This window comes from Treponema pectinovorum (assembly GCF_900497595.1).
GTDB classification, from domain to species: Bacteria; Spirochaetota; Spirochaetia; order Treponematales; family Treponemataceae; genus Treponema_D; species Treponema_D pectinovorum.
This window is the reverse complement of sequence record NZ_UFQO01000003.1, coordinates 204,030-228,494: the sequence shown is the minus strand read 5'-3', so window position 1 is coordinate 228,494 and position 24,465 is coordinate 204,030. Positions and strand designations below refer to the sequence as shown.

Below are 24,465 nucleotides of genomic sequence, written 5' to 3'. Positions count from 1 at the left end.
AAGGAAATGGTAGATTTATGTATAACAATTCAGACCCGTAATATTTAACTTATTACATTAAAATATAGATTATAGAAAAATTAAATAACTTTCATTTTAGAATATTTCGGAGGATTTTATGAAAAAACGGTTTTCTTTACGTTACAAACTCATAATCTTTTTTGGACTTTTAATCGCAGTGTCGTCTATGATTGAAACCTTTCTTGCAGCAATTTCGTCTCGAAACGCAGTTATTGAAAAACTAGAAGCACATCTTGTTGACAAAGCAACAGACGTTGCAGAAATTCTTGACGGACGTTTTTCAAACCTTATTCAAATTGTTGAAAGCATTGCAAGGAATCCGCTGTTAAAAGATCCTGAAGCCTCGTATCAACAAAAGACAAATTATTTAAAACAAGAACTTTCTTCCAACAACAAAATTTTACAGCTTAATCTATACAATCTTTCTGGCACGCGCACAACAAGCGACGGCACTGTAATAGATGTGCATGATCGTGACTGGTTTAAAGCTGCTGTTGCGGGAAATAGATATATTTCAGAACCGCTCCTTTCAAGATCTTTAAACAAATTTACAATCATAATTGCACTACCATTATATGATAACAACCGTAACATGCTTGGTGTATTAAACTGCGTTGTAGATGCAAAGCTCCTTACAAATCTTATTTCCGATATCGTTGTAGGCAAAACAGGGTATTGTTTTATCATAGGTTCTACGGGAACAATAGTTGCTTTAAAAGATTTTGAAAAAGTAACAAGTATGATGAATGTATTAAAACTTGCAGAAACCGATAAGAGCTTTACATCCCTTGCCTCATTTCAAAAAATGGCTCTCGAAAACGAAAAATCTTCAGTTGGATCTTACGAATATCAAGGAGTACAAAAAATTGCTTCCTATGCAACTATGAAAACTACCAATTGGAAAGTTATCATAAATGCACCAATCAACGAATTTATGGGATCCATAAACAATCTGCGTGTTTCTATGATAGGTACTGGAATAATTGTCTTAATAATGGCTCTTATTGCAGTGTACTTTATAGCACGCACAATAGTAAAACCTATAGCATTCGCCGTTGAGGCACTAAAAGGAATTGCCCAAGGAGAAGGAGACCTTACAGTCCGCCTACCTGTGCGCGGTAACGACGAAATTACCGATATGGCAAAATACTTTAACCAGACTATAACTAAAATTGCTTCTTCAATAAAAGTTGTAGAAGAAAATGGAAATATAATGGAAGAAATAGGTAACACTTTGGCTTCCAACATGGTAGACGCAGCAAGCGCAGTACAAGAAATAAGTGCCAATATAGATGGTGTAAAACAGCAGACTCTAACACAAGCTGCAAGCGTAACAGAAACTGCCGCAACAATAGAACAAATCGTTAATACCATAAATAAATTAAACGACAGTATAGAAAATCAAGCAGCAAGCGTAACAGAGTCTTCATCTGCAATAGAACAGATGGTAGGTAACATTGCATCCATAGGGCAAACTCTCGAAAAAACAGATGAAGCAATTAAAAACCTTGCAGATGCAACTGCCGACGGAAAAACTACTGTACTCAGTTCAAACAGCATAACTCAAAGAATTGCCGAAGAATCCGGCAGTTTAATAGAAGCAAGTACTGTTATTCAAAACATCGCTTCGCAGACAAACTTACTTGCAATGAACGCCGCAATTGAAGCCGCTCATGCAGGAGAAGCGGGAAAAGGTTTTGCAGTTGTTGCAGATGAAATACGTAAACTAGCAGAAGATTCAGCAGAACACGGTAAAACAATAACAAATACACTCAAAATGCTTTCAGGTGAAATCGAAGCACTTTCTGATTCTTCTAAGGCTACAGAAGAAAAATTCAACATTATTTTTACCTTAGCAGAAGATGTAAAATCGATGAGCGACCACGTAACAGATGCTATGCAAGAACAGAAAAACGGTAGTAAGGAAATACTAGAAGCAATAAAAGAAATTAATACCGTAACTGTAGAAGTAAAAATTGGTTCCGGAGAAATGCTCAAAGGCAGCGAAGGAGTAGTTCAAGAGATGAAAAAACTTGAAGAGTTGACCCAGGTTATAAAAGAAAGCATGAATGAAATGACAGAAGGTGCTGTTCGCATAAACAATTCAGCACAGGAAGTAAAAGATCTCACTCAAAAAAATAAAGTTAGTGTTCAAAACTTGACTGAAGAAGTTGCTAAGTTTAAAGTTTAGTAAAACATTGCGCCCCTCGGGGCGCATTTTTTTTGCATTTAGTAAATAATTCATCCATATTTTGCATTGCATAAACATCTCCATGTGCGACAGTGCACAAGGGATTGTTGCAAAACAAAAGCATCCGTGTTTTTCTTTTGCTGACAGTTTTTGCAAAACTGTCGACATTGTTTTGTAAGTGCACTTCCGTGTGCACAAGGGATTGTTGCAAAATAAAAACGTCCGTGTTTTTCTTTTGCTGACAGTTTTTGCAAAACTGTCGACATTGTTTTGTAAGTGCACTTCCGTGTGCACAAGGGATTGTTGCAAAACAAAAACGTCCGTGTTTTTCTTTTGCTGACAGTTTTTGCAAAACTGTCGATATTATTTTGTAAGTGCACTTCCGTGTGCACAAGGGATTGTAGAGGTGAGCGGAGCGAAAACAAGCACTTTGTGCTTGGTCGTAGGCGAAAGCCGTAGCCTCGCAAAGCCCGGTCTGCCACAAGGCAGATGTGCCCTAAAATGATAAAAATCTCCAGTCAATTACCTTTTTTTTAAGATAAAATCAATAGAATTTTAATGAAAAATCAATATTTTTTTATTGCAATCGTTTTTGCATGGTATACTGAAGGCGGTAAGATTTAAAGAACGCTCGAGGATGCCGTGAAATTTTCTAACTTGCACCGTAATTTTATGAATTCTTCTCTACCCCCCCCCGAAATAACATCTTTTTAATAACTATTTACTGTGTTTATAAAAAACGGAAATCTAATCGATTTCTATATTTTACGCCCAAGTTTCGCATTGTTTAAATAATTAGCATTTTCAAAATTTTGGAGGTTTATATGAAAAAGCGATTCTCTTTGCGTTACAAGCTAGTCATTTTGTTTGGTTTTTTAATTGCAGCATCATCTATGCTTGAAACTTTGCTTGCCGTGCGTTCCGCTCGAAAAGCGGTTATTGAAAAAGTGGAAACACACCTTATTGATAAAGCGACAGATGTCGCAGAAATTCTTGACGGTCGCGTTAACGCATTTTTTCAATTTCTAGAAGGCATCGCTCGCATGCCTATCTTATACGATTCATCTTATTCGTATAAAGAAAAAGTAGAATTCTTAAAAATAGAATCGACTTTTAACAAACGAGTAAAAGAACTTGATATAACAGATATAAATGGAAAATTTTATTATGATGGCGGCTCTGTAAAAGTAAGCGACAGAGAATGGTTTAAAAAATCACTCTCTGGAAAAAATTTTGTTACCGAACCATACATCGAAAGAGCAACAGGAACTCTCGTAGTAACATTTGCAGTTCCTGTTTTTGATTCCGCTCATAATATAGTAGGAGTTTTATCTGCTGATATAAATGGCTCTCAACTTTCAAAAGACATCGAAGATATTGTCGTTGGGCAAACAGGCGAATGTTATATCATCGATAAAGCCGGAAGTTCAGTCGCTGACAAAGATTTTAACTTAGTCGAAAAGCGATTAAATAGCTATGAAGAATCGAAAACCGATTTATCGCTTAAATCCGTTGGAGAATTTGAAAAAATGGCAATTCAAGAAGAAAAATCTTCTGTAGGTTACTTTGAGTACAACGGCATAAAAAGAATCGCTTCTTTTGCAACAATGAAAACTAGTGGCTGGAAAGTTATAATCGATGCTCCTGTAGATGAATTTATGGGAACTGTTGATGCGCTGCGCTTTAAAATGTTTATTATGGGCACAGGCATTTTGATTATATTCTTAATAATTGTGTTTTTTGTCGCTCGGCAAATAGTAAAACCTATATCTGTTGCTGTAAAAGCGCTCAAAGGAATTTCGCAGGGAGAAGGAGACCTTACAGTCCGTCTGGCAGTACACGGCAACGATGAAATTACAGATATGGCAGAATATTTTAATCAAACTATCGCAAAAATTGGCTCTTCGATAAAAACCGTAGGAGAAAACGGCATATTAATGGAAGAAATCGGTAATACTCTAGCTTCCAACATGACGCAAACAGCAAGTGCTGTACACGAAATAAGTGCTAATATAGAAGGCGTAAAGCAACAAACGCTAACTCAAGCCGCAAGTGTTACAGAAACTTCCGCCACAATAAACGAAATCTTAAACACTATAAGCAAATTAAACGCAAGCATCGAAAACCAAGCGGCAAGCGTAACTCAGTCTTCTTCTGCAATAGAGCAAATGGTTAGTAACATTGCATCCATAGGAAAAACTCTTGAAAAAACAGACGAAGCGATTAAAAACCTTGCCGATGCAACCGCGAACGGCAAAAATACAGTAGTCAGCGCAAACAGCATAACACAACGAATTGCCGAAGAATCTGGTAGCTTAATAGAAGCAAGCACGGTTATCCAAAATATCGCTTCGCAGACAAACCTGCTTGCAATGAACGCTGCAATAGAAGCAGCGCACGCTGGCGAAGCCGGAAAAGGTTTTGCTGTTGTTGCAGACGAAATACGAAAGCTCGCAGAAGATTCTTCAGAACACGGAAAAACTATAACGAACACTCTTAAAATGCTATCTGGCGAAATTGAAGCACTTTCAGGTTCATCTACAACTGCCGAAGAAAAATTCAACATTATTTTTGCTTTGGCGGAAGAAGTAAAATCTATGAGCGATAAAGTAACGGATGCTATGCAAGAGCAAGAAAGCGGAAGTAAAGAAGTGCTTACCGCAATCAAAGACATAAATACCGTAACTACAGAAGTAAAACAAGGCTCACAAGAAATGCTTACAGGAAGCCAAGCCGTAGTTGGTGAAATGAAAAAGCTCGAGGAACTTACCCAAGTTATAAAAGAAAGCATGAACGAAATGGCAGAAGGTGCTATGCAGATTAATAATGCAGCACAAGAAGTAAATGAAATAACTCAAAAAAATAAGAGCAGCATTCAAACCTTAACCGGAGAAGTTGCGAAGTTTAAAGTATAAGTAAAAATTGCAAAATGGGGCGGAAGTTTTAATATTGACTAAGCACTTCCGTCCCAATTATTTAATTATTAAGTAATCTTTAACTAAATATCATCATCTCCACTCATTGCCCAATTTTTTTTATCATAAAATGTTCAAGTTATTGCATAAATCAAAGCAGAGTTCCATAATTGTAGGTAGTTAGCAAATGCTAACATATATTGTGAGGCAGTATTATGATTAAAAAAAAATCTACTTTTAGCTGGATTTTAGATTTTGCAAGTTCAAAAAAATGGCTCTACTTTTGTTCTGTTTTTCTTGCAATAATCGGCGTTATGTTCAGCGTTATTCCGTATGTTATTTTAGGCGGAATTGTTATAAATCTTGTTAACGGCAACAAAGACTGGATTTTCTATCTAAAACAAGGTGGATTTATGGCTTTGTGCTGGATTTTGCGTGGAATTTTTCACAGTTTGAGTACAGGATTTTCTCATTTTGCAACTTTTAATGTGCTTGCAAGAACGAGAGCGCTCTGCCTTGATAAAATTGCACGAATGCCACTCGGCAATGTTCTTGATAAATCTAGTGGAAGCATTAAAAACACAATCTGCGAACGCATAGACCAGATGGAAACAACTCTCGCCCATGTTACACCAGAGTTTACCGCTAACATTCTCGGTTCTGTCGCAATTTTTGTTTTGATTTTCAACATCAGCTGGAAACTCGGTCTTGCGTCTCTTGCTACAATTCCGCTTGGATTTTTGTTTTACTCTTTTATGACGATTGACTACAAACCAAAATTTGAACGTACAATAAAAAGCACAAAAGCGTTAAACGATACCGCAGTTGAATACATAAACGGAATTGAAGTTATAAAAGCATTTGGAAAAGCCGACAGTTCATATGAAAAATTTGTACTTGCAGCAAAAGAAGGAAGCGCGTGCTTTGTGGACTGGCAAAAATCAGTTAATATTTGGTTTTCGCTTGCAATGTCAATTTTCCCTGCAACGCTCGTTTCTGTTTTGCCACTGGGTGCAATCTTGGTAATCAACGGCAGCCTTGAACCTTATCAGCTCATTTTGGGAATAATTTTGAGCATAGGTTCAGTTCAACCTTTGCTAACAGTCGTTTCGTACACAGATGACCTTGCACAGATAAGCGTTATAGTTGGCGAAATCGCAGATATTTTGCAGAGCGAAGAACTTAACCGTCCTGCCGTTTTAGAAAGCGAAGATAAAAAATCTTTAGAAGACAAAAAATTAAATGTAACACTTCAAAATGTTCACTTTGCATACAAAGAAAAAGAAGTCCTGCACGGAATAAATATGGAAATTCCTACTGGAAAAGTTACCGCTTTTGTAGGACCAAGCGGTTCTGGGAAATCAACAATAGCAAAACTCATAGCAAGCCTTTGGGATATAAAAGAAGGTTCAATAAAAATCGGCGGAGTTGATATTAAAAAAATTCCGCTGGAAGAATTGAATAATCTTGTAGCGTATGTAAGCCAAGACAACTTTCTTTTTGACAGAACCGTGCGCGAAAATATACGAATAGGAAAACCAACGGCAAGCGATGCAGAGATTGAAGAAATTGCAAAACGCGCAGGCTGTTACGATTTTATAATGGGTCTCGAAAACGGCTTCGAAACAAACTGCGGCTCTTCCGGCGGACACTTAAGCGGCGGCGAAAAACAGCGCATTTGTATCGCTCGTGCAATGCTCAAAGATGCGCCAATCGTAATTCTTGACGAAGCAACTGCCTACACAGACCCAGAAAGCGAAGCACTTATTCAGGCATCTGTTGCGTCCCTCGTAAAAGGCAAAACTTTGATTGTAATTGCGCATAGGCTTTCTACGATTTGCGAATCCGACAGAATCTATGTAATAAATAACGGCAATATAGAAGATTTTGGCACACACAATGAACTTTTAAATAAATGCAATCTATACAAGACTATGTGGCAAAATCACATCAGTGTAAAAGATGAATAGGATTTGGGCGACTTTTTGCAAAGCAAAAAACACGCTTTGCGGGGCTACGGCTTAAAGCCTTCGAACAAACACAGGCGTGTTTGTTTTCGCTGCGCTCACCCCTACAATCGTTGCCGCAGATTCATCTGCAAACGCGGAAGGGATAGTAGCACCGCAGTCCCGAGCGCAGCGAGGGATGAGCCGCGTAAGACGGCGAAGTGCGAATAGCCCGGTTTTGCGAAACGCAAGTGCCGCAAAATCCGCCCATAAGGTTTTATAGATACACATTTTGGAGAAATTTATGATAAAAATTTTTAGAAACTTTTTTAATTTTTGCGGAAAACAAAATAAAAGAAAAATGGTCGCTTCGATGTGGCTGGGAGTTTTAAAGTCGATTTTTGAAGCGCTTAGAATTCCTGCCGTTTATATAATGCTGACGGCATTGCTTTCAGGCAACGTTTCTTACACTGTTGTTTTTGAATGTCTGGCTGTTATGATTTTTAGCATTGCAGGTTCGGTTGTAATGCAAAGCAGAATAACGGTTTTGCAGTGCCAGGCCGGCTACGGAACTTGTGCCGACAAACGAATGGAAATTGCAGAACATTTGCGATACGTTCCTATGGGCTACTTTAATAAAAATTCTCTGGGAACAATTACAAGCATTACAACAAACACGCTGGAACTTTTGGCAAGCATTGCAACCAGAGTCGTTATGATGAGCACGCAGGGCTATCTTTCTACGGCTGTTGTTACGCTCATGGTTTTAATTTGGAACTGGAAGATTGGGCTCATACTCTTGTGCGGAATTTTTCTTTTTAGTCTTGCTAATTCGTACATGCAAAAAAAAGCGAGCCGCATCGCCAACAGAAAATACAGTTCAGATTCAAACCTTGTTGCAAAAGCGATTGAATACATACTTGGAATTGCGGAAGTTAAAGCGTACAACATGGTTGGACTTTCACGAAAAGAATTGAATGATGCAAATAACGAAAATAAAGATGTAAATATAAAACTGGAACTCACCTTTGTTCCGCTGATGTGTTTACAGGGGATCATCATAAAACTTACAGGCGTTGCAATGATTTTAGCCTCTCTTGCACTTTATTTTGCAGGACAGATGAGCCTTGTCGATTCAATTTGTATGATAATATGTTCGTTTATAATTTATTCGCACCTTGACTCCGCAGGAAGTTATTCTGCACTCTTAAAAAATGTAAATCTGTGTATGGAACGCGTAAACGAAGTTTTAAAAACGCCTACGATGGATTTGGACGGAACACAAATGCAAGGCAAAAATTCTAAAATTGACGATGATAAGAGCATTTTAATCAGCGATATTGATTTTAGTTATGAAAACAAAAAAATCATAAACGACATAAGCTTAAAAATTCCACTTGGAAGTTCAACTGCCTTTGTTGGTTCTTCTGGAAGCGGAAAAACTACACTTTGCCATTTGATAAGCAGATTTTGGGACGTAGACGCAGGAGCGATTTATCTTAAAGGTAAAAACATAAAAGCTTACAAATACGACGATTTGATGAAAAACTTTAGTTTCGTTTTCCAAAATGTATATCTATTTAAAGACACGATTGCAAACAACATCGCATTTGGTCAAAACAATGCTCCGCGCGAAAAAATAATAGAAGCGGCAAAAAAAGCTTGCTGCCACGATTTTATAATGAATCTGCCAGACGGCTACGACACTGTAATTGGCGAAGGTGGAGCAAGTTTGAGCGGTGGCGAAAAGCAGAGAATTTCTATTGCACGAGCAATAATGAAAGACAGCCCGATAATAATTTTGGACGAAGCTACCGCAAATGTTGACCCGGAAAATGAGGCGGATTTAATACACGCAATCGAAGAGCTTACAAAGAGCAAAACGATAATAATGATTGCTCACCGACTAAAAACTGTGCGCAATGCGGACAATATTGTAGTTATAGACAGCGGAAAAATCGCCGAAATGGGTAAGCACGAAAAGCTAATGCAAAATGGCGGAATTTATGCACGGTTTGTAGAAAGCCGACAAAAAGCTGCTAGCTGGAAACTGTAATATGTAGCACCGCCGTGTGCGACAATGCGGCAGGGTCTACTTGTAGCCCCGTTGCCCTCCTGCGAGCTTACAGCGGCAGGGATTGGAGGGGCGCGAAGCGTTGGCGACTTGTCGCCAATGTAGCGAAAGCGGAACCCCGTAAAGCCCGCTTTTTGCGGGACGCAAGTGCCGCAAAAAGCCGCCCTTTATTTTACTTTCGCAAATTGTGATATTATTCGGTAAATAATTTTATAGTTTCTTCTACAGAGATAACACTTGCAAAGTTTCTAGGCCAAATCATCTCGTTGTAATAGCGATATGTTGTTTGCCCGTCCATATAATCGTTATCAAAAGTCGAATTTGTGCCTTTTGGAATTATAACTTTATATCCGCGGTCGAATGCTGACTTTACAGTTGCATCTATACAAAAATTTGTTTGCAAGCCTACTATAATCAAAGTATTTTCTTTTTCAGCAGCAAGATAGTCCGCAAAATTTTTATTACAAAAAGCACTATTAAACTGTTTGATATAAACTTTTTCGTTTTTCTTAGGGCTTACTTCGGTTGCAATTTCAAAATCTACATCACCTTTTGAAAACCCACTCCCTACCCCATCGTCATGTTGAACATAAATAACTTCGACCTTATCTGCTCTGGCAGCATCTATTATTTTTTGAGTGTTCTTAATAAAATTTTCAAAATCATATAGTTTTTTATTTGTTATTCCCTTTTGAATATCAATCACAATTAATTTCATAATTAAATCTCCTCGTTGAATAGCCTTTTAAAATAAATTTTTATATAACCTTTTTCCACTAAATTATTCTTAGATATTAAGATATGCTCTTATTCTTACAGAATATCCTTAAAATACAAACTTTCGAGCAGATATTTTTGATTGTGTTCTTTTGCAAGAATCCAAAGAGCCTTTTTCAAAGAATTAGCCTTGTTTCCCGCAGCGGCTTTTTCGATTTGCCTTTTAACCTTATCGCGTGTTTTTTTATCTGTAAGTCTATCAAAGTAGCCCCAGACGTGCTGAGCGGCGTTTACAATTTGCCCTGTAGTCCCCTGATTTTCGAGAGCGCTGTCGATTAAATCGTAAAATTCAAAAACCGGATAAGAGTTTTTATCTTTTAGCAGTTGGCGTATTTTGCTGTAGTTTGCAGGAGAATGCTCAAGCACAAGATATTTATACCTTGCCCACTCTTTTTCAAGCGCTGCGATGTTAGACTTTTGCACGGCATTTATCGCTTTTACCGCCGAAAGATTTTTGTCTTTTACTTCGAGCATTATGTCTATTTTGTCGCCGTCTACATCTTTGTAAAATTGCGAAAATGTTTTTGCGTCGATAGTTGCAGAATGCGAGCCAGGATTTTTATCTTTTGCCTGCTCAGAATAATGAATTTTCTGCCTTCCGTCTTCTATAGTCCAAGTTTCGCTCACTTTTTTAATCCAAAATTTGTCGCTTTCGCTTCCACTTGGATTTATCTTGTTGTGCAAATTATCGTAGATGACAGGGATATTCAAGGCAAGTCCCAGATTTAGCACTTCGCTGATTGTAAAAATCTTGTCGTCATTTTCTATAACGAGCCTGTTTTTAATTCGTTCGTCTAATTTTTTGTAGTTTTCTGCAAATCGCTCCAACGCTTCCTGCTTGTTGCCGTACGCGCCGCCTATGTGAAGAATCATTTTGCTGCTTTTTGCAAGTTCAAGGCTGTCTAAAAATCTTGTATGATACATAAGGTCCAAGATCGCTTTTTCTACAACATCCTCGTTTGGAGAGTTGAGAACCGTATACTGCCCCGGATGCATTGAAAGCCTTATTCCGTTGTCTTTTGCCTTTTTTCCAAGCAGCATAAGAGGATTTTTATATATTTCCCACCATTTTAGTTGATTGACGGGATGCGAGCCGAAAGGAATTATGTCGGAAGTGATTCTCATCATCTTTATGCTGTTTTGAATGTTGTAGTCTAACATTTTATCCATGCACGCTAAATTTGACTCGATGATGTCTTTGAGAGTTTTTTCGTCAGCGTTTTCTTTGCGGCACGTTTTGTAATTCACGCCTTCAACACCGACTGTAAGGCAAGCGTATCCAATGGCCATTTTTTCTCCTGCAAATTGCGCTAGCCCTTGCCCCTTTTAGAACTGCTTATATGTCGCAATCCAGTTTAATTTTCGAGCGGCTTTTTGCTCCAATTCGCTTTGTATATAAGTGTTATTGCGATTAAAGTCAACTGCAAAGTTCTAAAAAACTTTTATGTCCCGCAAAATTCGGCTTTGCTATCTTTTTTTTAAATACTTTACAATTCCAGAGATTCAAAAACTTAAAAAGGGGGAGCTTACGGTGCTTTGCACCGTCGGCAGTTCTGGGGTTCGCTAACGCTCATCGTCCTCGTCGCTTTGCTCCTGCGGTCGACGGCTTTGCCGCCCCGCCATTGCCTAAGCCAAAATTTTATAAAGAATTTTTCTCAATTTATAAAAAAAAAGGAGATTTTAAAAGAATTTAACCTTTAAAGTCTCCTAAAAAAATCGTTTTATAATTTAATAAACCGAAAAATTAACCGTTGTACGCTTTTAGCATCCATGCCAATTTTTGATATTCTTTTGTGTAACCGTTGAACATATCCGCAGTAACGCCGTCTCCTTCTTTTTCTGCAAGTTCGACGATTTCTTTTGAATCTTTAATCCAATAGTCTGTATCAGAAACCAAGGCTCTTATTGTCTGCTCGGTTGATTTTGGACCTGTTTCCAATTCTTTTATAGTTGCAATAGACAACGCTTCTTGCAAGTTAGAAATTGGATTGCCACCTAGCGCAAGAATTCGTTCTGCAACTTCGTCCAAAATGTCGTTTGCAGCATCGTATAATTCTTCGAGCTTTGCATGGAGTGCAAAAAAATTGCTTCCCTTTAAATTCCAGTGCAGATTATGCTTTTTTACATAGTCTATAAGTTGATTTGCAAGATACAAATTCAATTTTTTTTCTAATTCTTTTGTCATATTGGCCTCCTAAAAATATCGTTGTTTTACAACTCGCCAAAATTGTTCGATATTCATTGATTAAAATATAATACGAAGATAGCAGTCGTCAACAAAAATTAGCATAAAATAACTTATCTTTTTGCAAAAACTATTAACATTCAACAAAAATTTTGTCTTGCGTTAGGCTATGGAGCCACGCCGCAGGCGGCCACTGGACTGAACGAGCGCAGAGAGCGAAGGAAGCGGCTGGAGCGATAGCGCAATGGCGAAACAGCCGACGTCGCGAGTTTTTCAAGCAAAGCGGACAAAACTCGTGGCGAACGTCCAAAATGCAAGAGCGATTTTAAAACCGCTCTTATTAACAAAAAAGTTCAGTTGTGATAGCATCAAGTTAGCCTATGCTAACAAGAAAAACTTTAAAATTTTTATTGTTTTTCTAGGAGTTTATATGTTTGATAAAATATTTACATATGCTGGAGAGTACAAAAAATATACTAAACTTTCCATGCTTATGATGTTTGTGGGGATGTGTTTTTATACGCTGCCCTTTGTATTTTTGTACCAGCTCATTCAAATTTTTATAAATCAAGAAAAAGTTTCTATGGTTGATTTTATATGGAGATTTAGTGCGATTTTTTTCTGTTTTTTAATTTATTCTATCGTGTATGTAAAAGGATTGAGTTTTTCTCATTATTCTGCATACCACACGTTAAAAAATATCAGACAAAAGTTGCAATCTGCACTTGAAAAAAAACCACTCGGCACAATTCAAGATTACGGGTCGGGACGCATAAAAAAATTGTTCAACGACGATATTGAAATGATTGAATTATTGCTTGCACATGCAATACCAGAAGGTTTTGCAAATCTTTTTGTTCCGATGATTGTTATTGTGGGAATGATGATTACAGATTGGCGGCTTGGGCTTTTGAGCCTTTGTTCGCTTCCATTTGGGGCTTTTGCAATGAGTATGATGTTCAAAGTTGGCATGGAGAGAATGAACGATTACTACAAATCTGCTGCAAAAATGAACAACACGATTATTGAATATGTAAATGGGATGGAAGTTGTAAAGATTTTTAATAGAGATGGAGAATCTTACAAGCGTTACGAAAGCGATGTTAATTCATACAGAGATTTTACTTTAGCATGGTATAAAGTGTGCTGGCCGTGGATGGCAATATATTCAGCTTTGATTCCGTGTACAGTTATGTTTACGTTGCCGATTGGCACCCTTATGGTTATGCATGGAAGCGTAAGTTTAAGTAAATTCATTCTCGTTTTGTGTCTTTCTGCTGGAGTTGGAGGGCCGCTGTTAAAAGCGATGTCTTTTGCAGGAAAAATTCCACAATTAAATAAGAAAATTTCTGAAATTGAAAAGATTATGAATGAAAAAGATTTAATTCAAACGGATTCCGATTTTTCAGGCTCTAATCATAGCATTGAATTTGAAAATGTTACTTTTGCATACAAAGAAGATGATGTTCTAAAGAATATAAATTTAAAAATTCCAGAAGGAACAATGACCGCTTTTGTTGGAGAATCCGGTAGTGGAAAATCCACTTTGGCAAAACTCCTTGTACATTTTTACGATGTAAAAGAAGGTTCAATAAAAATTGGAGGACAAGAGCTTACACAGATGAGCATAGAATCCTTGAACAAGCAAATTTCGTATGTGGCTCAGGAACAATTTTTGTTTAATACATCGCTGCGCGAAAATATTCGCCTTGGAAAACTAGATGCAACTGATAAAGAAATTGAAGAGGCTGCACAAAAAGCGCAATGTGCAGATTTTTTGCAAAGGCTTCCAAAAGGGCTTGATACTCCAGCTGGCGACGGCGGAAAAATGCTCAGCGGTGGCGAAAGGCAGAGGATAAGCCTTGCGCGTGCAATCCTTAAAAATGCGCCAATTATCGTATTGGACGAAGCGACTGCGTTTATGGATCCAGAAAATGAAGAAAAAATGAATGCCGCCATAGCACAGGTAATAAAAGGTAAAACTCTAATTGTTATTGCGCACAGGCTCAATTCAATAGTAAATGCTGACAAAATTTGTGTTCTAAAAAAAGGAACACTTATTGCGCAAGGCAAGCAAGACGAGTTACTCAACACCTGCGCAGAATATAAAAATTTATGGCAAGCCTCGCAGGGAACGGCAGAATGGGGAGTAAAAGGAACAGGAGGAGAAAGTAATGCTTAAGTTGATATTAAAAGTTATAAATTTTTCTGGAAAGTACAAGGCAAAAATCCTCGTTGCATTTTTATTTTCATTCCTAAAAACAGTATTGATAAAAATGCCAATCTATCTTGGATTTTTTACGATACTAAAATTTCTTGAAAAAAAATTTGAATTCCAAACTTTTATTACGCTCTCATTTGGAATCGCAATTTCTTTAATCTTACAGATTATATTTCAAAATATTTCAGACAGGTTGCAGGCAAGTGCTGGCTATATGATTATGGCAGAAAAGCGAAATCAACTTGGAGCTCATCTTAGACGAATGCCAATGGGATATTTTACAGAAGGCAATCTCGGTAAAATAAGTTCAATACTTTCAAACGATATGGTATTTATAGAAGAAAACAGTATGACTGTAATTGCAAATTTGATGAGCGATGTTTTTTCTCAAGTCATAATGATTGCTTTTTTATTCATCATAAATTTTTGGCTTGGAATTGCAGGTTTAATCTCTGTTATCGCAATTATTTTATGTGGAAAATTGATGGTAAAAAGCGGATTAAAGGATTCAAAAATCCGACAGGAAGAATCGGAAAAACTCAACAGTGCCGTTTTAGATTTTACAGAAGGAATTGGAATAATAAAAACCTACAATCTTTTTGGTAAAAAATCGCAAGAGCTTACATCCTGCATAAAATCAACTTGCAAAACTTCTATAGATTTTGAAGAACATCAATCTCCGCTTTTCATTTTGTTGAATATATGTTTTGGGCTGGCTTCGACCGCGCTTCTTGCATTGACAATTTATCTAAATCAAAAATCATTGATAGAACTTTCTTGGCTTTTGGGATTTATTCTCTTTGTTTTTGATTTTTTAGTTCCAGCAAGAACTTTGTATTCGCAAAATGCGCGATTAACCGTGATGAATTCGTGCATGGATAGAATTGATTCTCTTTTAAACGAACGCGAACTTAACGACAGCGGAAAAAGTAATTTTAAAGATTTAACATCACCAGAAATTGAATTTGATAACGTTTGTTTTGGATATGGCAAAAATGAAATTCTGCACAATATTTCTTTTAAAATTGAAAAGAACAAAATGCTCGCTCTGGTTGGTGCAAGTGGAAGCGGTAAATCAACAATCGCAAATCTTATCGCTCGATTCTGGGATATTCAAGGTGGCTCAATTAAAATTCGAGGCACAGATATAAGAGAACTTCCTTTATCGCAAGTGCTGAACAATATTTCGATGGTTTTTCAGAGGGTTTATCTGTTCCAAGATACGATATACAACAATATCTGTATGGGGCGCCCAAATGCTCCAAAAGAAGAAGTAATTGCCGCTGCAAAAAAAGCACAGTGCTATGATTTTATAATGTCGCTTCCAAATGGTTTTGACACCGTAATAGGTGCAGGAGGAGAGTCTTTGAGCGGTGGCGAAAAACAGAGAATTTCTATTGCACGCTGTATTCTAAAAGATGCTCCAATCGTTATTCTTGATGAAGCAACCGCAAGCGTCGATGCCGAAAATGAAAAACTGATTCAAAATGCAATTTCTGAATTGTGCAAAGGCAAAACTTTGATTGTCATTGCGCATAGATTGAACACGATTCGCAATGCAGACAAAATTTTGGTTATATCAGAAGGAAAAATCGCGCAAGAAGGAACGCACTCTCAGTTGATGCAAGCAGAAGGAATTTACAAAAACTTTGTAACGCTCCGAAGCAATGCAAAAGGCTGGAATGCAAATGAATTAAGCTGATTTTTTATACAATGAAGTTTGCGTTAGGCTATGGAGCCACGCCAAAGGCGGCCACTGGACTGAACGAGCGCAGCGAGCGAAGGAAGCGGCTGGAGCGATAGCGCAATGGCGAAACAGCCGACGTCGCGAGTGCAACGAACGACGAAACGCCCATATTGTGCAATTCAATATAACAAAATCAAGTTTTATTTCGGGCGGCTTTTTGCTGCACTTCGCTCCGCAAAAATCGGGCTTTGCGCCCTTCGCTAAGCGCTCATCGTCCTCGTCGCTACGCTCCTGCGGTCGACGGCTACGCCGCCACTCCAAGCCCTGCCGCTGTAGCTCGCAGGCAAGTTGCGGGGCTACAAGTAGCCCCTGCCGCATTTGTCACACACGAAGGTGCACCTGCAAGCAATGTAGACAGTCATGCCCATCTTCTCGTAAAATTTTCTTTGCAATAAAAAATAAAAAACATCCGTAAAAGTCTAATTATGTTATCATCTAAAAATACAAAAATGCATTTTAAAATTTTTACATCAGAGACATTTTATTACAAATGAGGAAAATATGAACGAACTAAAAAAAATAAAAGGCGCAATCTTTGATTTGGACGGTGTTTTGGTCGACACGGCAAAATATCATTTTCTTGCGTGGAAAAAACTTGCAGATAAATTGAAAATAAATTTCACAGAAAAAGATAATGAGCGTCTCAAAGGTGTGAGCAGAACCCGCTCTCTTGAAATTCTTTTGGAAATTGGCGGAATAACAGCAACCCTCTCGCAAAAAGAAATTTGGGCAGATGAAAAAAACGATCTTTATGTAGACTCTCTAAAAACACTCGACGAAAAAGCCTTGCTCGAAGGAAGTTTAGAGTATCTTAACAAACTAAAAGATGAGGGAATTTTAATCGCGTTGGGTTCAGCGAGCAAGAATGCGCCGTTGATTTTGCAACAACTCAAAATTGAAAATTTGTTCGATGCAATTATTGACGGAAACTGCGTTTCAAAAGCAAAACCAGATCCCGAAGTTTTCTTAAAGGGAGCACAGGCTTTAAAATTAAAACCTTTTGAATGTGCAGTTTTTGAAGATTCCCTTGCAGGAATTGAGGCTGCAAAAGCTGCTGGAATGATGGCTATTGCAGTAGGAACTAAAGAAAATCTGCCCGGGGCTGATTTTTACATTAAAAATTTAAAAGAGGCAGAGGAGAAAATGCTTTTGCTCGATGATTGAAAGAGAATGTGGGTGGTGGTACGACACAAATAAAAAATGCACATCGATTGTGCGGGTATTTACTAACTACATTGCAAAAAAAAACTAAATTATCGCAATCCAAAACTCGACTATGCTATATCGGTAATTTTTTTAGTAGCACATCGCACTACTCGACCGGCTGTGCGTGGTTACGCTTGCGCTCCATTGGCGCAAAGCGCCAACACTACGCGCCACTTCCATCCGGGCTAAGTTTTGTAGTTTAATTCAAAAACTTTTTTCTCGCTTTCTATAAATACTTTTATCTATTGCACTGCATAAAAAAAACGACGAACAGCGTTAAAAAGTTCATACGTTCTAATCGCATTCCCATAAAGAATTGCCCAATTCTTGAGTTGCCCCTTGCGACACACCGAAACTCCCAATCGCATTCCAGTAAAAAATCGCACATCGAGTTAATCAGCATTTGCATGCAACCCAGTTCCCGCTCGCCCCCTAAAATTGAACTGTTTTGTCCCACAATTCATCCCACCTCACTCGCATTATCATTTCTGTTGACTGTACTTGAAAATTGACAGGCTATGAATATGCTGTACTTATAATGTAAACGATTCGAATAAAGATTTATAATATAAAAATAAATTTGAGAGGTTTATTATGAAAAAAAATATCTGGGATTTTTACGCGCCAATATACAATCTTTTTATAAGTCCCAACGCAAAAGCATACAATAAGATTTGTGATAACATCAAAAAAGTGATAAAAGACAAAAAAGTTTTAGAAATCGCAACAGGAACTGGAATAATCGCAAAGAAAGTCGCGGATTTTTCAAACGAAATGATTGCAACAGATTTTTCAACTGGAATGATAAATCAGGCTAAAAAAAAGAACACTCACAAAAATCTAAGTTTTGAAGTGGCAGACGCAACCTCTCTTCCCTATAACGCAGAAACCTTTGACATTGTAATAATTTCAAACGCACTTCATATAATTCCCGATGTAAAAAAAGCGATGAGCGAAATTAAGCGCGTTTTAAAAACCGATGGAATTTTAATTGCTCCAAATTTCATCCACAAAGATTCAGACGAAAACAGAAAGTTGTGGTCTAAACTTTTAAGCCTGGCTAAAATAGATTTTCAGCGCCATTGGAAAGAAAGCGACTACCAAACCTTTTTAGAAAACCACGGCTTTACAGTAACAAAAACGGAAATACATCAAGGATTCATCCCAATCATGTACAGCGAATGCAAAAAAAACTAAATTATCGCTATCCAAAACTCGGCTATGCTATATCGGTAATTTTTTTATTGTAGCACATCGCACTACTCGACCGGCTGTGCATGGTTACGCTTGCGCTCCATTGGCGCAAAGCGCCAACACTACGCGCCACTTCCATCCGGGCTAAGTTTTGTAGTTTGATTCAAAAACTTTTTTCTCGCTTTTTATAAATGGTTTTTATTTATTGCACTGCATAAAAAAATGACGAACAGCGTTAAAAAGTTCATACGTTCCAATCTCATTCTCAAAAATCTAATTAAAAATGGACAAGCGATAGTAAGGGCGGCGAAGCCGTTCCGAAGCGTAGCGGAGGAATGGAGCCGAAAGGCGTAACCCTGAATAGCGCGGTTTTTGCGCAGCAAAAATGGCCCATCATTTTTTGAAGCGCTTTTACGCCGCTCCAAAAATCGCTTTATAAATCTGCAAATCGCTGCTGGTAAAAACATTAAAGACAACTTTTTTTACAGACTTGTGCGGATTTTCGGCAAGCCATTTTTCAACGGTTTTGACTGCAATCTCCGCCGCGAGTTTTGCAGGAAATCTAAAAACACCTGTAGAAATGCAGCAGAACGCGACGCTTTCAAGATTCTTTTCGCTCGCTTTTTCAAGGCAATTTTTATAGCAACTTGCAAGCAAGATTTTGTCTTCGTTTCGTACAGAAAAATTGATTATAGGCCCCACGGTGTGCAGAACATATTTGCACGGAAGGTTGTAAGCACTAGTGATTTTTGCCTGCCCTGTAGGTTCAGCGTGTCCTTGCTTTTTCATTATTTTGTCGCACTCGAGGCGGAGTTGAATGCCTGCGTATGTGTGGATGCAGTTATCGATGCACGCGTGCAAAGGCGAAAAACAGCCAAGCATCCCAGAATTTGCCGCATTTACGATAGCGTCAACCTTTAGAGTCGTTATATCGCCCTGCCACAAATAAAGTTCATAGTTACCAGAATCGCCTTGAACGGTTTTTATAGGTTTTGCAGTTTTCACAGGTTTTAAGTCGGCAATGTCTGTAAACCCACGCTCCCGATTCAATTCCTGCAAATATTCGTCTTGAATTTTTAAAAACTCGTTTGATATGGGCAACGGCTGTCTTATATTCATCAACGCACGAAGCAAATCGCGCTGAGTTTTTTCGTCATTTGGAATTTCATAAGCGCCACCTTTTTTTTCAACTCCAAAATAAGCCGCAGTCTCTCCGCCGTCTTCACTTAAAAACTCTGTTATAAGAAAAACTCTTCTTTGTGATTGTGTCATGTTATTGCCTCGTAAATATCACCGTTTATGCAGATGCTCTGTTTTTTTATTTCTTCTGGAACAACCGCTTCGCCTTTGTTTATGCAGATGTAAAGCGCCTTTGGGTTTTCATAAGTAAAATGCCAAAACGGATACTTTATAATTCCTGGCGTGTTTGCTCCAACTCCAAGCTCAAGATACACGATTTTTTTATCCCTGTTAGCATCCAAAAAATCCTGATAGCGCCCAGCAGCCTTGAGCCAATGCTCGTCTTCAACAAAAGTGCCGTCGCTCCTAAGATTCATAGACATCATTTTATTGCAGACTGGGCAATGCGGAATCAAATCTGTCGGGATTTCCATCTTAACTTTTTTATCTTTAGGCAAGGTAAGATTTCCGTGCGGCAGAATTTCAAACCCCTGAGCCAAAACCATCTTTAAAACAGAATCGTAATTGTCGTAAGTTTTTTGGTGGCACGGCGTGCTGCACTGAAAAAGCCCATAATCGCCTTGAGTGTAAAAAAGCCTCGATCTATCAAATCCCGCTTTTTGAAAGCAGTGGTCAACATTTGTGGTCAAAACAAAATAATTTTTTTTGCAGACAAGATTAAAAAGTTTTTCATACAGCAGGCGAGGAGAATCCATGTATCGATTTATAAAAATGTAGCGGCTCCAATACGCCCAAAATTCTTCTTCGCTTTCAAAGTCTGCAAATCCGCCCGAATACATATCGCTAAAACCATATTTTTTTGCAAAGTCTCCAAAATATTTTTCAAACCGCTCGCCAGCGTACGTAAAACCTGCCGAAGTCGAAAGTCCAGCCCCAGCCCCAATCAAAACAGTCTCGCTGTCTGCAATAATTTTTTTTATGTCAGCCATAATTTCTCCTATAGAACATCGCATTAGCGGCTTTTGGGCGTTCGTCACAAGTTTTGTCCGCTTTGCTTGCCAAAACTCGTGATGGCGGGCTTTTCGGGGTTCCGCTATCGCTGCATCGTCCTCGTCGCTTGAGCTCCTGCGGTCGACGGCTTCGCCACCCCTTCAATCCCTAACGCTGTAAGCTCGCAGGCAGGCATCGGGGCTACAAGTAGACCCTAACGCAGTTTCACAAATCAAAACTCAAACTCCACAGGTTTTGCAAATTCCACTCGCTCTTTTAAGCCTTTTACATGACCAAGATTGTTCAAACTGCCTTTTATGTCCGCAAGGTAAAAAACTTTGAACAGCGGATGATTTTCATCGTTTTGGTACAACTCATGAACTATCGGGCTTTTTTTCATAATCATCTTTTTCACTGCCTGATTTTCTTCAAAAACGACTTTTGCGCTCAGGCGAATCCATGCGGTGTCGATTTCGTTTTCCATGAGTTTTGAGCCACACAAATCTATAAAAGGATTTTTTTGCAGTTCCTTGTACATCGCTTTTTCGCTGTTTGTGCAAAACCAGAGTTTTTTGTCATGCAAAACCATGTACTGAACAGGTCGAACTTTTGGCTTTGAGTCCAGCCCAATAGTCGCCATGTATTGAAGCCCAACTTTATCAAGATAATCTGCAACTTCTTTTATGTTCATCTGTGCCTCCAAAAAGTTTGGTGGCACAACAACTGTTGTGCCAAACGCCCTTATTTTAGAACTTTCCGTTCTGGTTTTGCCATGTAGATTTTTCGGCGATTGTTTCCATTACATCCCAGTGTTCCGCGATTTTGCCATTTTCATCAAAACGGAAAATATCAAATGCAACCTGCTCGCCTGAGCCTGCAAAATTGTAAACTGTCTGAAGAAAAACTTTGTCACCATCTTCAAACGCTCGAACTGTGTTCAATGTCGTTTTTACTGGAGCGCCTCCAAAATACGCTACAGAGCCCACGAATGCTTCTGCTCCTGTTCCGTAAGCCAGGTTGTGCTGAATGTAGCCTTCCGCTAAAAGTGAGCGAGCCTTTTCTACATCGCCAGTTGCGAATGTTCCAATCAATGCCTTTGCTTTTTCAATCTGTGTCATAATAATTACCCCTTATGTTTGTTATTTGTTGTAATTTACATTTTACAACTATCTGGAATATATTGATGTAATTTATAAATGTCAACACTTTTTTTTATTTTTTTGCAAAATATTGTAATTTTTTTATTACAACGGTATATTTTTGATGTTATTAAGGAATGGTTATTTATGAAATTGAGTACAAATTTTACAGTCGCGGTTCACACCTTGCTTTGTGTGCTGCATTTTCAAAAGACAGACAAAGTTACTTCAGATTTTATTGCGGCAAGCACGAACATGAATCCTGTTATCATAAGGAAAATTTTGGGCAAACTTCACTCTGCTGGTCTTGTTGAAACTAGGGCTGGAGTTGGAGGTTCGACTCTTTTAAAAAGCGCGGATAAAATTACTCTTTTAGATATTTACAAGGCAGTTAGCGACAAGAGTGATGATGAGCGCTCTGTTTTTAATTTTCACGCAAATCCAAACAATGCTTGTCCTGTTGGAAGTAAAATTCATGAGGCTTTGGACAAACCTCTTTTTAACGCTCAAAAAGCACTTGAGGCGGAACTTTCAAAGACGACTCTTGCTGATTTGGAAAAGGTTATTGTAGGTGCACATCCTTGTGCACACGCGTTAGGGATTGGGCTTAAAGAAAAACTTCCTTGTTTTTCTTTAAGCGACAGTTTTCTTTGAAAACTGTCAACATTGCTTGTAGGTCGCACCTCCTGTGCGACAATGCGTTAGGGATTGTAGCGGTGAGCGAAGCGAAAACACGCCAAAGGCGTGGTCGGAGGCGAATGCCGGAGCCGCGAAAAGCCCGGCGGCGCGAGGTTTGGTAGAGAAGCGGACAAAGCTCGCGACGAACGCCCAGATATAGATTATTATATTTTTTATAAAAGGGAAAATTATGACGATTCAACTTTCTGAACATTTTACTTTTTCAAAACTCTTGAGATTTACGCTCCCTTCTATTTTGATGATGATTTTTACTCCGCTTTACAGCGTTGTTGACGGAATTTGGCTTAGTGGAATTTCTGCTGAATTTTTAACTTTTATAGTTGTAACAATTTGTGTTATAAAAGAAAAAAATATTTGGAGTAAATAAAGCACGCCGATGCAAAAAGACATAACTTCCTATACCGAAATTCCGTTGTTTGAAAAAATTCTTCCGTCCGATCTCGATAAACTTTTAATTTGTCTTCACAGCCGCGAACGCCTTTTTAACAAGGGCGACCTCATAATAATGGACGAAGAAAATGTAAACAACATAGGAATCGTATTGAGCGGAACTGTCAAAATGGTAAAATACGATTTTTGGGGAAGAGAAGCTTTTCTTTCATATATGAACCCTGGTGAACTTTTTGGAGAATCGTTTGCTGTACAAAGTCAAACAAAATCCTATGCAACCTTTGTTGCAGTAAGCCAGACAAAAGTCCTTTTTTTGAGGGCAGAAAATATAATACATAATTGCCCTCGTGCCTGCACTTTCCACAGTCAACTTACAACAAATATGTTCAATCTTCTTGGCAGAAAATCCGTAAACCTGATGGAAAAAATCGAAATTGATTCAAAGCCTACTTTACGCCGAAAGATATTGGCATACCTTTCTATGCAAGCGCAAAAACAGGGTTCAAACATAGTGCAACTCAACCTTAACAGAACAGAACTTGCAGCTTTTCTAAATTCAAACAGAAGCGCAATGACAAGAGAACTCTATGCAATGCAGGACGAAGGTCTAATCGATTTTGAAAAGAGCACCTTCACTCTGCACAAAATAGACTAAACTCTAAAAACGAAGCCAAACTTTTGCAAACGCAATTATTTCAATGCGTGCATTGATGCACGCATCAATGCACGCAATCTTCAAATGGTCGCATTTCTCAAATGGAAAAATGCTCTCGCCTTGCCCTACAAGTTATACTTCATACTTTCTTTCAAGTTTTTCGAGCAAATCAAGATACTTTTTTTGAATGCCTTCTTTTGCTTCGTTTTGTTCAAATTCCCGGCTTTTTTCATTTATCTCTTCGAATAAATCCTGTGGAAGCATCCTTTCTGCAAACGTGTACACAACATTGTTTTCTTTTTCAACATGAACATGCAAAAGATTCGCGTACCCCATTGCATTTGTTAGTATATTCAATTTGTGTTCTGTTTTTGGCTCTTCTCGCCATGCAATGAGAGAAGTTTCAAGATTTTTCACAAAATTGCGCCCCAAGTCGTGCTCAACAAGCATTCCGTGTTTTACAAGATTTTCGCCAACAGCACCGAGCCGCTCAATCATCTCTGGAAAAAGAAATTTTTCTTCCTTTCCGTGATGATGAAAATCCGCATAATTTCTAATAAAATCGATTATCTCAAAAAATTCGTCAACATTTGGCTCCGCACCTTCAAGAATATTGCAACAAATTTTCTGCACAACACGAAGCATCCGCACGATATTCGCATGCTCTTCAACCATCACTTCAATACTGTAATTCATTCTTTCTCCAGTTTATTTTTTTTAAGTTATTGGGCGGCTTTTTGCTCCACTAAAGTTCCGCAAAAACCGGGCTTTGCGTGGTTCCGCTTATGCTTCATCGTCCTCGTCGCTTGCGCTCCTGCGGTCGACGGCTCCGCCGCCACTCCAAGCCCTGCCGCTGTAAGCTCGCAGGCAAGATGTGGGGCTACAAGTAGACCCTGCCACTTGTCGCACACGGAGGTGCGACCTACAAGCAATGCCGACAGTTTTCAACGGAAACTGTCGCGTTAAGAAAAACAA

19 protein-coding genes are annotated in these 24,465 nt (G+C 38.4%); 11 read left to right on the top strand and 8 right to left on the bottom strand.

All coding sequences use genetic code 11. From position 1 onward, the window contains the following. Positions 1–118 precede the first annotated feature (118 nt). The 4 genes from FXX65_RS05670 to FXX65_RS05655 all read left to right on the top strand — a co-directional run bounded on the left by FXX65_RS05670 (position 119) and on the right by FXX65_RS05655 (position 9,129). Entirely contained in the window at positions 119–2,212 is a 2,094-nt protein-coding gene (locus FXX65_RS05670; protein ID WP_147615453.1) for a methyl-accepting chemotaxis protein, read from the top strand. 824 nt (positions 2,213–3,036) lie between these two features. Beyond that, a complete protein-coding gene (locus FXX65_RS05665; RefSeq protein WP_147615452.1) occupies positions 3,037–5,127 on the top strand; it encodes a methyl-accepting chemotaxis protein in 2,091 nt (696 codons plus the stop codon). Positions 5,128–5,342: 215 nt separating this feature from the next. Then, the gene (locus tag FXX65_RS05660; protein WP_147615451.1) at positions 5,343–7,097 is read left to right on the top strand and encodes an ABC transporter ATP-binding protein; all 1,755 of its coding nucleotides are present in this window, start codon (positions 5,343–5,345) and stop codon (positions 7,095–7,097) included. 280 nt (positions 7,098–7,377) lie between these two features. Next, positions 7,378–9,129, top strand: a complete 1,752-nt coding sequence (locus FXX65_RS05655; protein ID WP_147615450.1) for an ABC transporter ATP-binding protein — start codon at positions 7,378–7,380, stop codon at positions 9,127–9,129. A gap of 211 nt (positions 9,130–9,340) precedes the next feature. Here FXX65_RS05655 and FXX65_RS05650 read toward each other — a convergent pair whose 3' ends face one another. From FXX65_RS05650 to FXX65_RS05640, 3 genes are all read right to left on the bottom strand, one after another. Further along, complete coding sequence (locus FXX65_RS05650; RefSeq protein WP_147613070.1) at positions 9,341–9,865, bottom strand: cysteine hydrolase family protein; 525 nt, start codon at positions 9,863–9,865, stop codon at positions 9,341–9,343. Between the two features lie 95 nt (positions 9,866–9,960). Beyond that, a complete protein-coding gene (gene uvsE, locus FXX65_RS05645; RefSeq protein ID WP_147615449.1) occupies positions 9,961–11,214 on the bottom strand; it encodes a UV DNA damage repair endonuclease UvsE in 1,254 nt (417 codons plus the stop codon). A 454-nt stretch (positions 11,215–11,668) separates the two neighbouring features. Further along, on the bottom strand, positions 11,669–12,109 hold the full coding sequence (locus FXX65_RS05640; RefSeq protein WP_147613072.1) for a Dps family protein: 441 nt from the start codon (positions 12,107–12,109) through the stop codon (positions 11,669–11,671). A gap of 430 nt (positions 12,110–12,539) precedes the next feature. On the opposite strand from FXX65_RS05640, the gene FXX65_RS05635 reads away from it, so the two are divergent. The 4 genes from FXX65_RS05635 to FXX65_RS05620 all read left to right on the top strand — a co-directional run bounded on the left by FXX65_RS05635 (position 12,540) and on the right by FXX65_RS05620 (position 18,480). Continuing rightward, the gene (locus FXX65_RS05635; RefSeq protein ID WP_147615448.1) at positions 12,540–14,291 is read left to right on the top strand and encodes an ABC transporter ATP-binding protein; all 1,752 of its coding nucleotides are present in this window, start codon (positions 12,540–12,542) and stop codon (positions 14,289–14,291) included. Continuing rightward, positions 14,284–16,032: an ABC transporter ATP-binding protein gene (locus FXX65_RS05630; RefSeq protein WP_147615447.1), complete on the top strand. Its 1,749-nt coding sequence runs from the start codon at positions 14,284–14,286 to the stop codon at positions 16,030–16,032. Before FXX65_RS05635 ends, FXX65_RS05630 begins: the two co-directional genes overlap by 8 nt. A gap of 546 nt (positions 16,033–16,578) precedes the next feature. After that, the gene (gene pgmB, locus FXX65_RS05625; protein WP_147615446.1) at positions 16,579–17,241 is read left to right on the top strand and encodes a beta-phosphoglucomutase; all 663 of its coding nucleotides are present in this window, start codon (positions 16,579–16,581) and stop codon (positions 17,239–17,241) included. Positions 17,242–17,877: 636 nt separating this feature from the next. Then, a complete protein-coding gene (locus tag FXX65_RS05620) occupies positions 17,878–18,480 on the top strand; it encodes a class I SAM-dependent methyltransferase (protein ID WP_147613076.1) in 603 nt (200 codons plus the stop codon). Positions 18,481–18,888: 408 nt separating this feature from the next. Here FXX65_RS05620 and FXX65_RS05615 read toward each other — a convergent pair whose 3' ends face one another. The 4 genes from FXX65_RS05615 to FXX65_RS05600 all read right to left on the bottom strand — a co-directional run bounded on the left by FXX65_RS05615 (position 18,889) and on the right by FXX65_RS05600 (position 21,725). After that, positions 18,889–19,749, bottom strand: coding sequence for a protein-ADP-ribose hydrolase (locus tag FXX65_RS05615; RefSeq protein WP_147615445.1), 861 nt, complete (start codon positions 19,747–19,749; stop codon positions 18,889–18,891). After that, positions 19,746–20,606 (bottom strand): SIR2 family NAD-dependent protein deacylase, encoded by an 861-nt coding sequence (locus tag FXX65_RS05610; RefSeq protein ID WP_147615444.1) that lies wholly within the window; start codon positions 20,604–20,606, stop codon positions 19,746–19,748. The genes FXX65_RS05615 and FXX65_RS05610 overlap by 4 nt, the downstream gene beginning before the upstream one ends. Before the next feature lie 233 nt (positions 20,607–20,839). Next, positions 20,840–21,298 carry a pyridoxamine 5'-phosphate oxidase family protein gene (locus FXX65_RS05605; RefSeq protein WP_246104345.1) on the bottom strand — a complete coding sequence of 153 codons (459 nt, stop codon included), beginning with the start codon at positions 21,296–21,298 and terminating at the stop codon, positions 20,840–20,842. A 55-nt stretch (positions 21,299–21,353) separates the two neighbouring features. Beyond that, positions 21,354–21,725, bottom strand: coding sequence for a nuclear transport factor 2 family protein (locus tag FXX65_RS05600; RefSeq protein WP_147615443.1), 372 nt, complete (start codon positions 21,723–21,725; stop codon positions 21,354–21,356). A 168-nt stretch (positions 21,726–21,893) separates the two neighbouring features. Between FXX65_RS05600 and FXX65_RS05595 the strand changes: the two genes are divergently transcribed. The 3 genes from FXX65_RS05595 to FXX65_RS05585 all read left to right on the top strand — a co-directional run bounded on the left by FXX65_RS05595 (position 21,894) and on the right by FXX65_RS05585 (position 23,490). Next, the gene (locus FXX65_RS05595) at positions 21,894–22,400 is read left to right on the top strand and encodes an Rrf2 family transcriptional regulator (protein WP_147615442.1); all 507 of its coding nucleotides are present in this window, start codon (positions 21,894–21,896) and stop codon (positions 22,398–22,400) included. A 214-nt stretch (positions 22,401–22,614) separates the two neighbouring features. Beyond that, positions 22,615–22,812 carry a drug:sodium antiporter gene (locus FXX65_RS09705; protein ID WP_222704223.1) on the top strand — a complete coding sequence of 66 codons (198 nt, stop codon included), beginning with the start codon at positions 22,615–22,617 and terminating at the stop codon, positions 22,810–22,812. A gap of 9 nt (positions 22,813–22,821) precedes the next feature. Then, positions 22,822–23,490 (top strand): Crp/Fnr family transcriptional regulator, encoded by a 669-nt coding sequence (locus FXX65_RS05585; RefSeq protein WP_147613085.1) that lies wholly within the window; start codon positions 22,822–22,824, stop codon positions 23,488–23,490. A 132-nt stretch (positions 23,491–23,622) separates the two neighbouring features. Here the strand turns inward: FXX65_RS05585 and FXX65_RS05580 are convergent, their stop codons facing one another. Beyond that, positions 23,623–24,186, bottom strand: coding sequence for a hemerythrin domain-containing protein (locus tag FXX65_RS05580; RefSeq protein ID WP_147613086.1), 564 nt, complete (start codon positions 24,184–24,186; stop codon positions 23,623–23,625). Positions 24,187–24,465: the final 279 nt, after the last annotated feature.

Coding starts and splice junctions, on each gene's coding strand:
- FXX65_RS05670 (WP_147615453.1), top strand. CDS start 119: ATGAAAAAACGGTTTTCTTTACGTTACAAACTCATAATCTTTTTTGGA.
- FXX65_RS05665 (WP_147615452.1), top strand. CDS start 3,037: ATGAAAAAGCGATTCTCTTTGCGTTACAAGCTAGTCATTTTGTTTGGT.
- FXX65_RS05660 (WP_147615451.1), top strand. CDS start 5,343: ATGATTAAAAAAAAATCTACTTTTAGCTGGATTTTAGATTTTGCAAGT.
- FXX65_RS05655 (WP_147615450.1), top strand. CDS start 7,378: ATGATAAAAATTTTTAGAAACTTTTTTAATTTTTGCGGAAAACAAAAT.
- FXX65_RS05650 (WP_147613070.1), bottom strand. CDS start 9,865: ATGAAATTAATTGTGATTGATATTCAAAAGGGAATAACAAATAAAAAA.
- uvsE (WP_147615449.1), bottom strand. CDS start 11,214: ATGGCCATTGGATACGCTTGCCTTACAGTCGGTGTTGAAGGCGTGAAT.
- FXX65_RS05640 (WP_147613072.1), bottom strand. CDS start 12,109: ATGACAAAAGAATTAGAAAAAAAATTGAATTTGTATCTTGCAAATCAA.
- FXX65_RS05635 (WP_147615448.1), top strand. CDS start 12,540: ATGTTTGATAAAATATTTACATATGCTGGAGAGTACAAAAAATATACT.
- FXX65_RS05630 (WP_147615447.1), top strand. CDS start 14,284: ATGCTTAAGTTGATATTAAAAGTTATAAATTTTTCTGGAAAGTACAAG.
- pgmB (WP_147615446.1), top strand. CDS start 16,579: ATGAACGAACTAAAAAAAATAAAAGGCGCAATCTTTGATTTGGACGGT.
- FXX65_RS05620 (WP_147613076.1), top strand. CDS start 17,878: ATGAAAAAAAATATCTGGGATTTTTACGCGCCAATATACAATCTTTTT.
- FXX65_RS05615 (WP_147615445.1), bottom strand. CDS start 19,749: ATGACACAATCACAAAGAAGAGTTTTTCTTATAACAGAGTTTTTAAGT.
- FXX65_RS05610 (WP_147615444.1), bottom strand. CDS start 20,606: ATGGCTGACATAAAAAAAATTATTGCAGACAGCGAGACTGTTTTGATT.
- FXX65_RS05605 (WP_246104345.1), bottom strand. CDS start 21,298: ATGAACATAAAAGAAGTTGCAGATTATCTTGATAAAGTTGGGCTTCAA.
- FXX65_RS05600 (WP_147615443.1), bottom strand. CDS start 21,725: ATGACACAGATTGAAAAAGCAAAGGCATTGATTGGAACATTCGCAACT.
- FXX65_RS05595 (WP_147615442.1), top strand. CDS start 21,894: ATGAAATTGAGTACAAATTTTACAGTCGCGGTTCACACCTTGCTTTGT.
- FXX65_RS09705 (WP_222704223.1), top strand. CDS start 22,615: ATGACGATTCAACTTTCTGAACATTTTACTTTTTCAAAACTCTTGAGA.
- FXX65_RS05585 (WP_147613085.1), top strand. CDS start 22,822: ATGCAAAAAGACATAACTTCCTATACCGAAATTCCGTTGTTTGAAAAA.
- FXX65_RS05580 (WP_147613086.1), bottom strand. CDS start 24,186: ATGAATTACAGTATTGAAGTGATGGTTGAAGAGCATGCGAATATCGTG.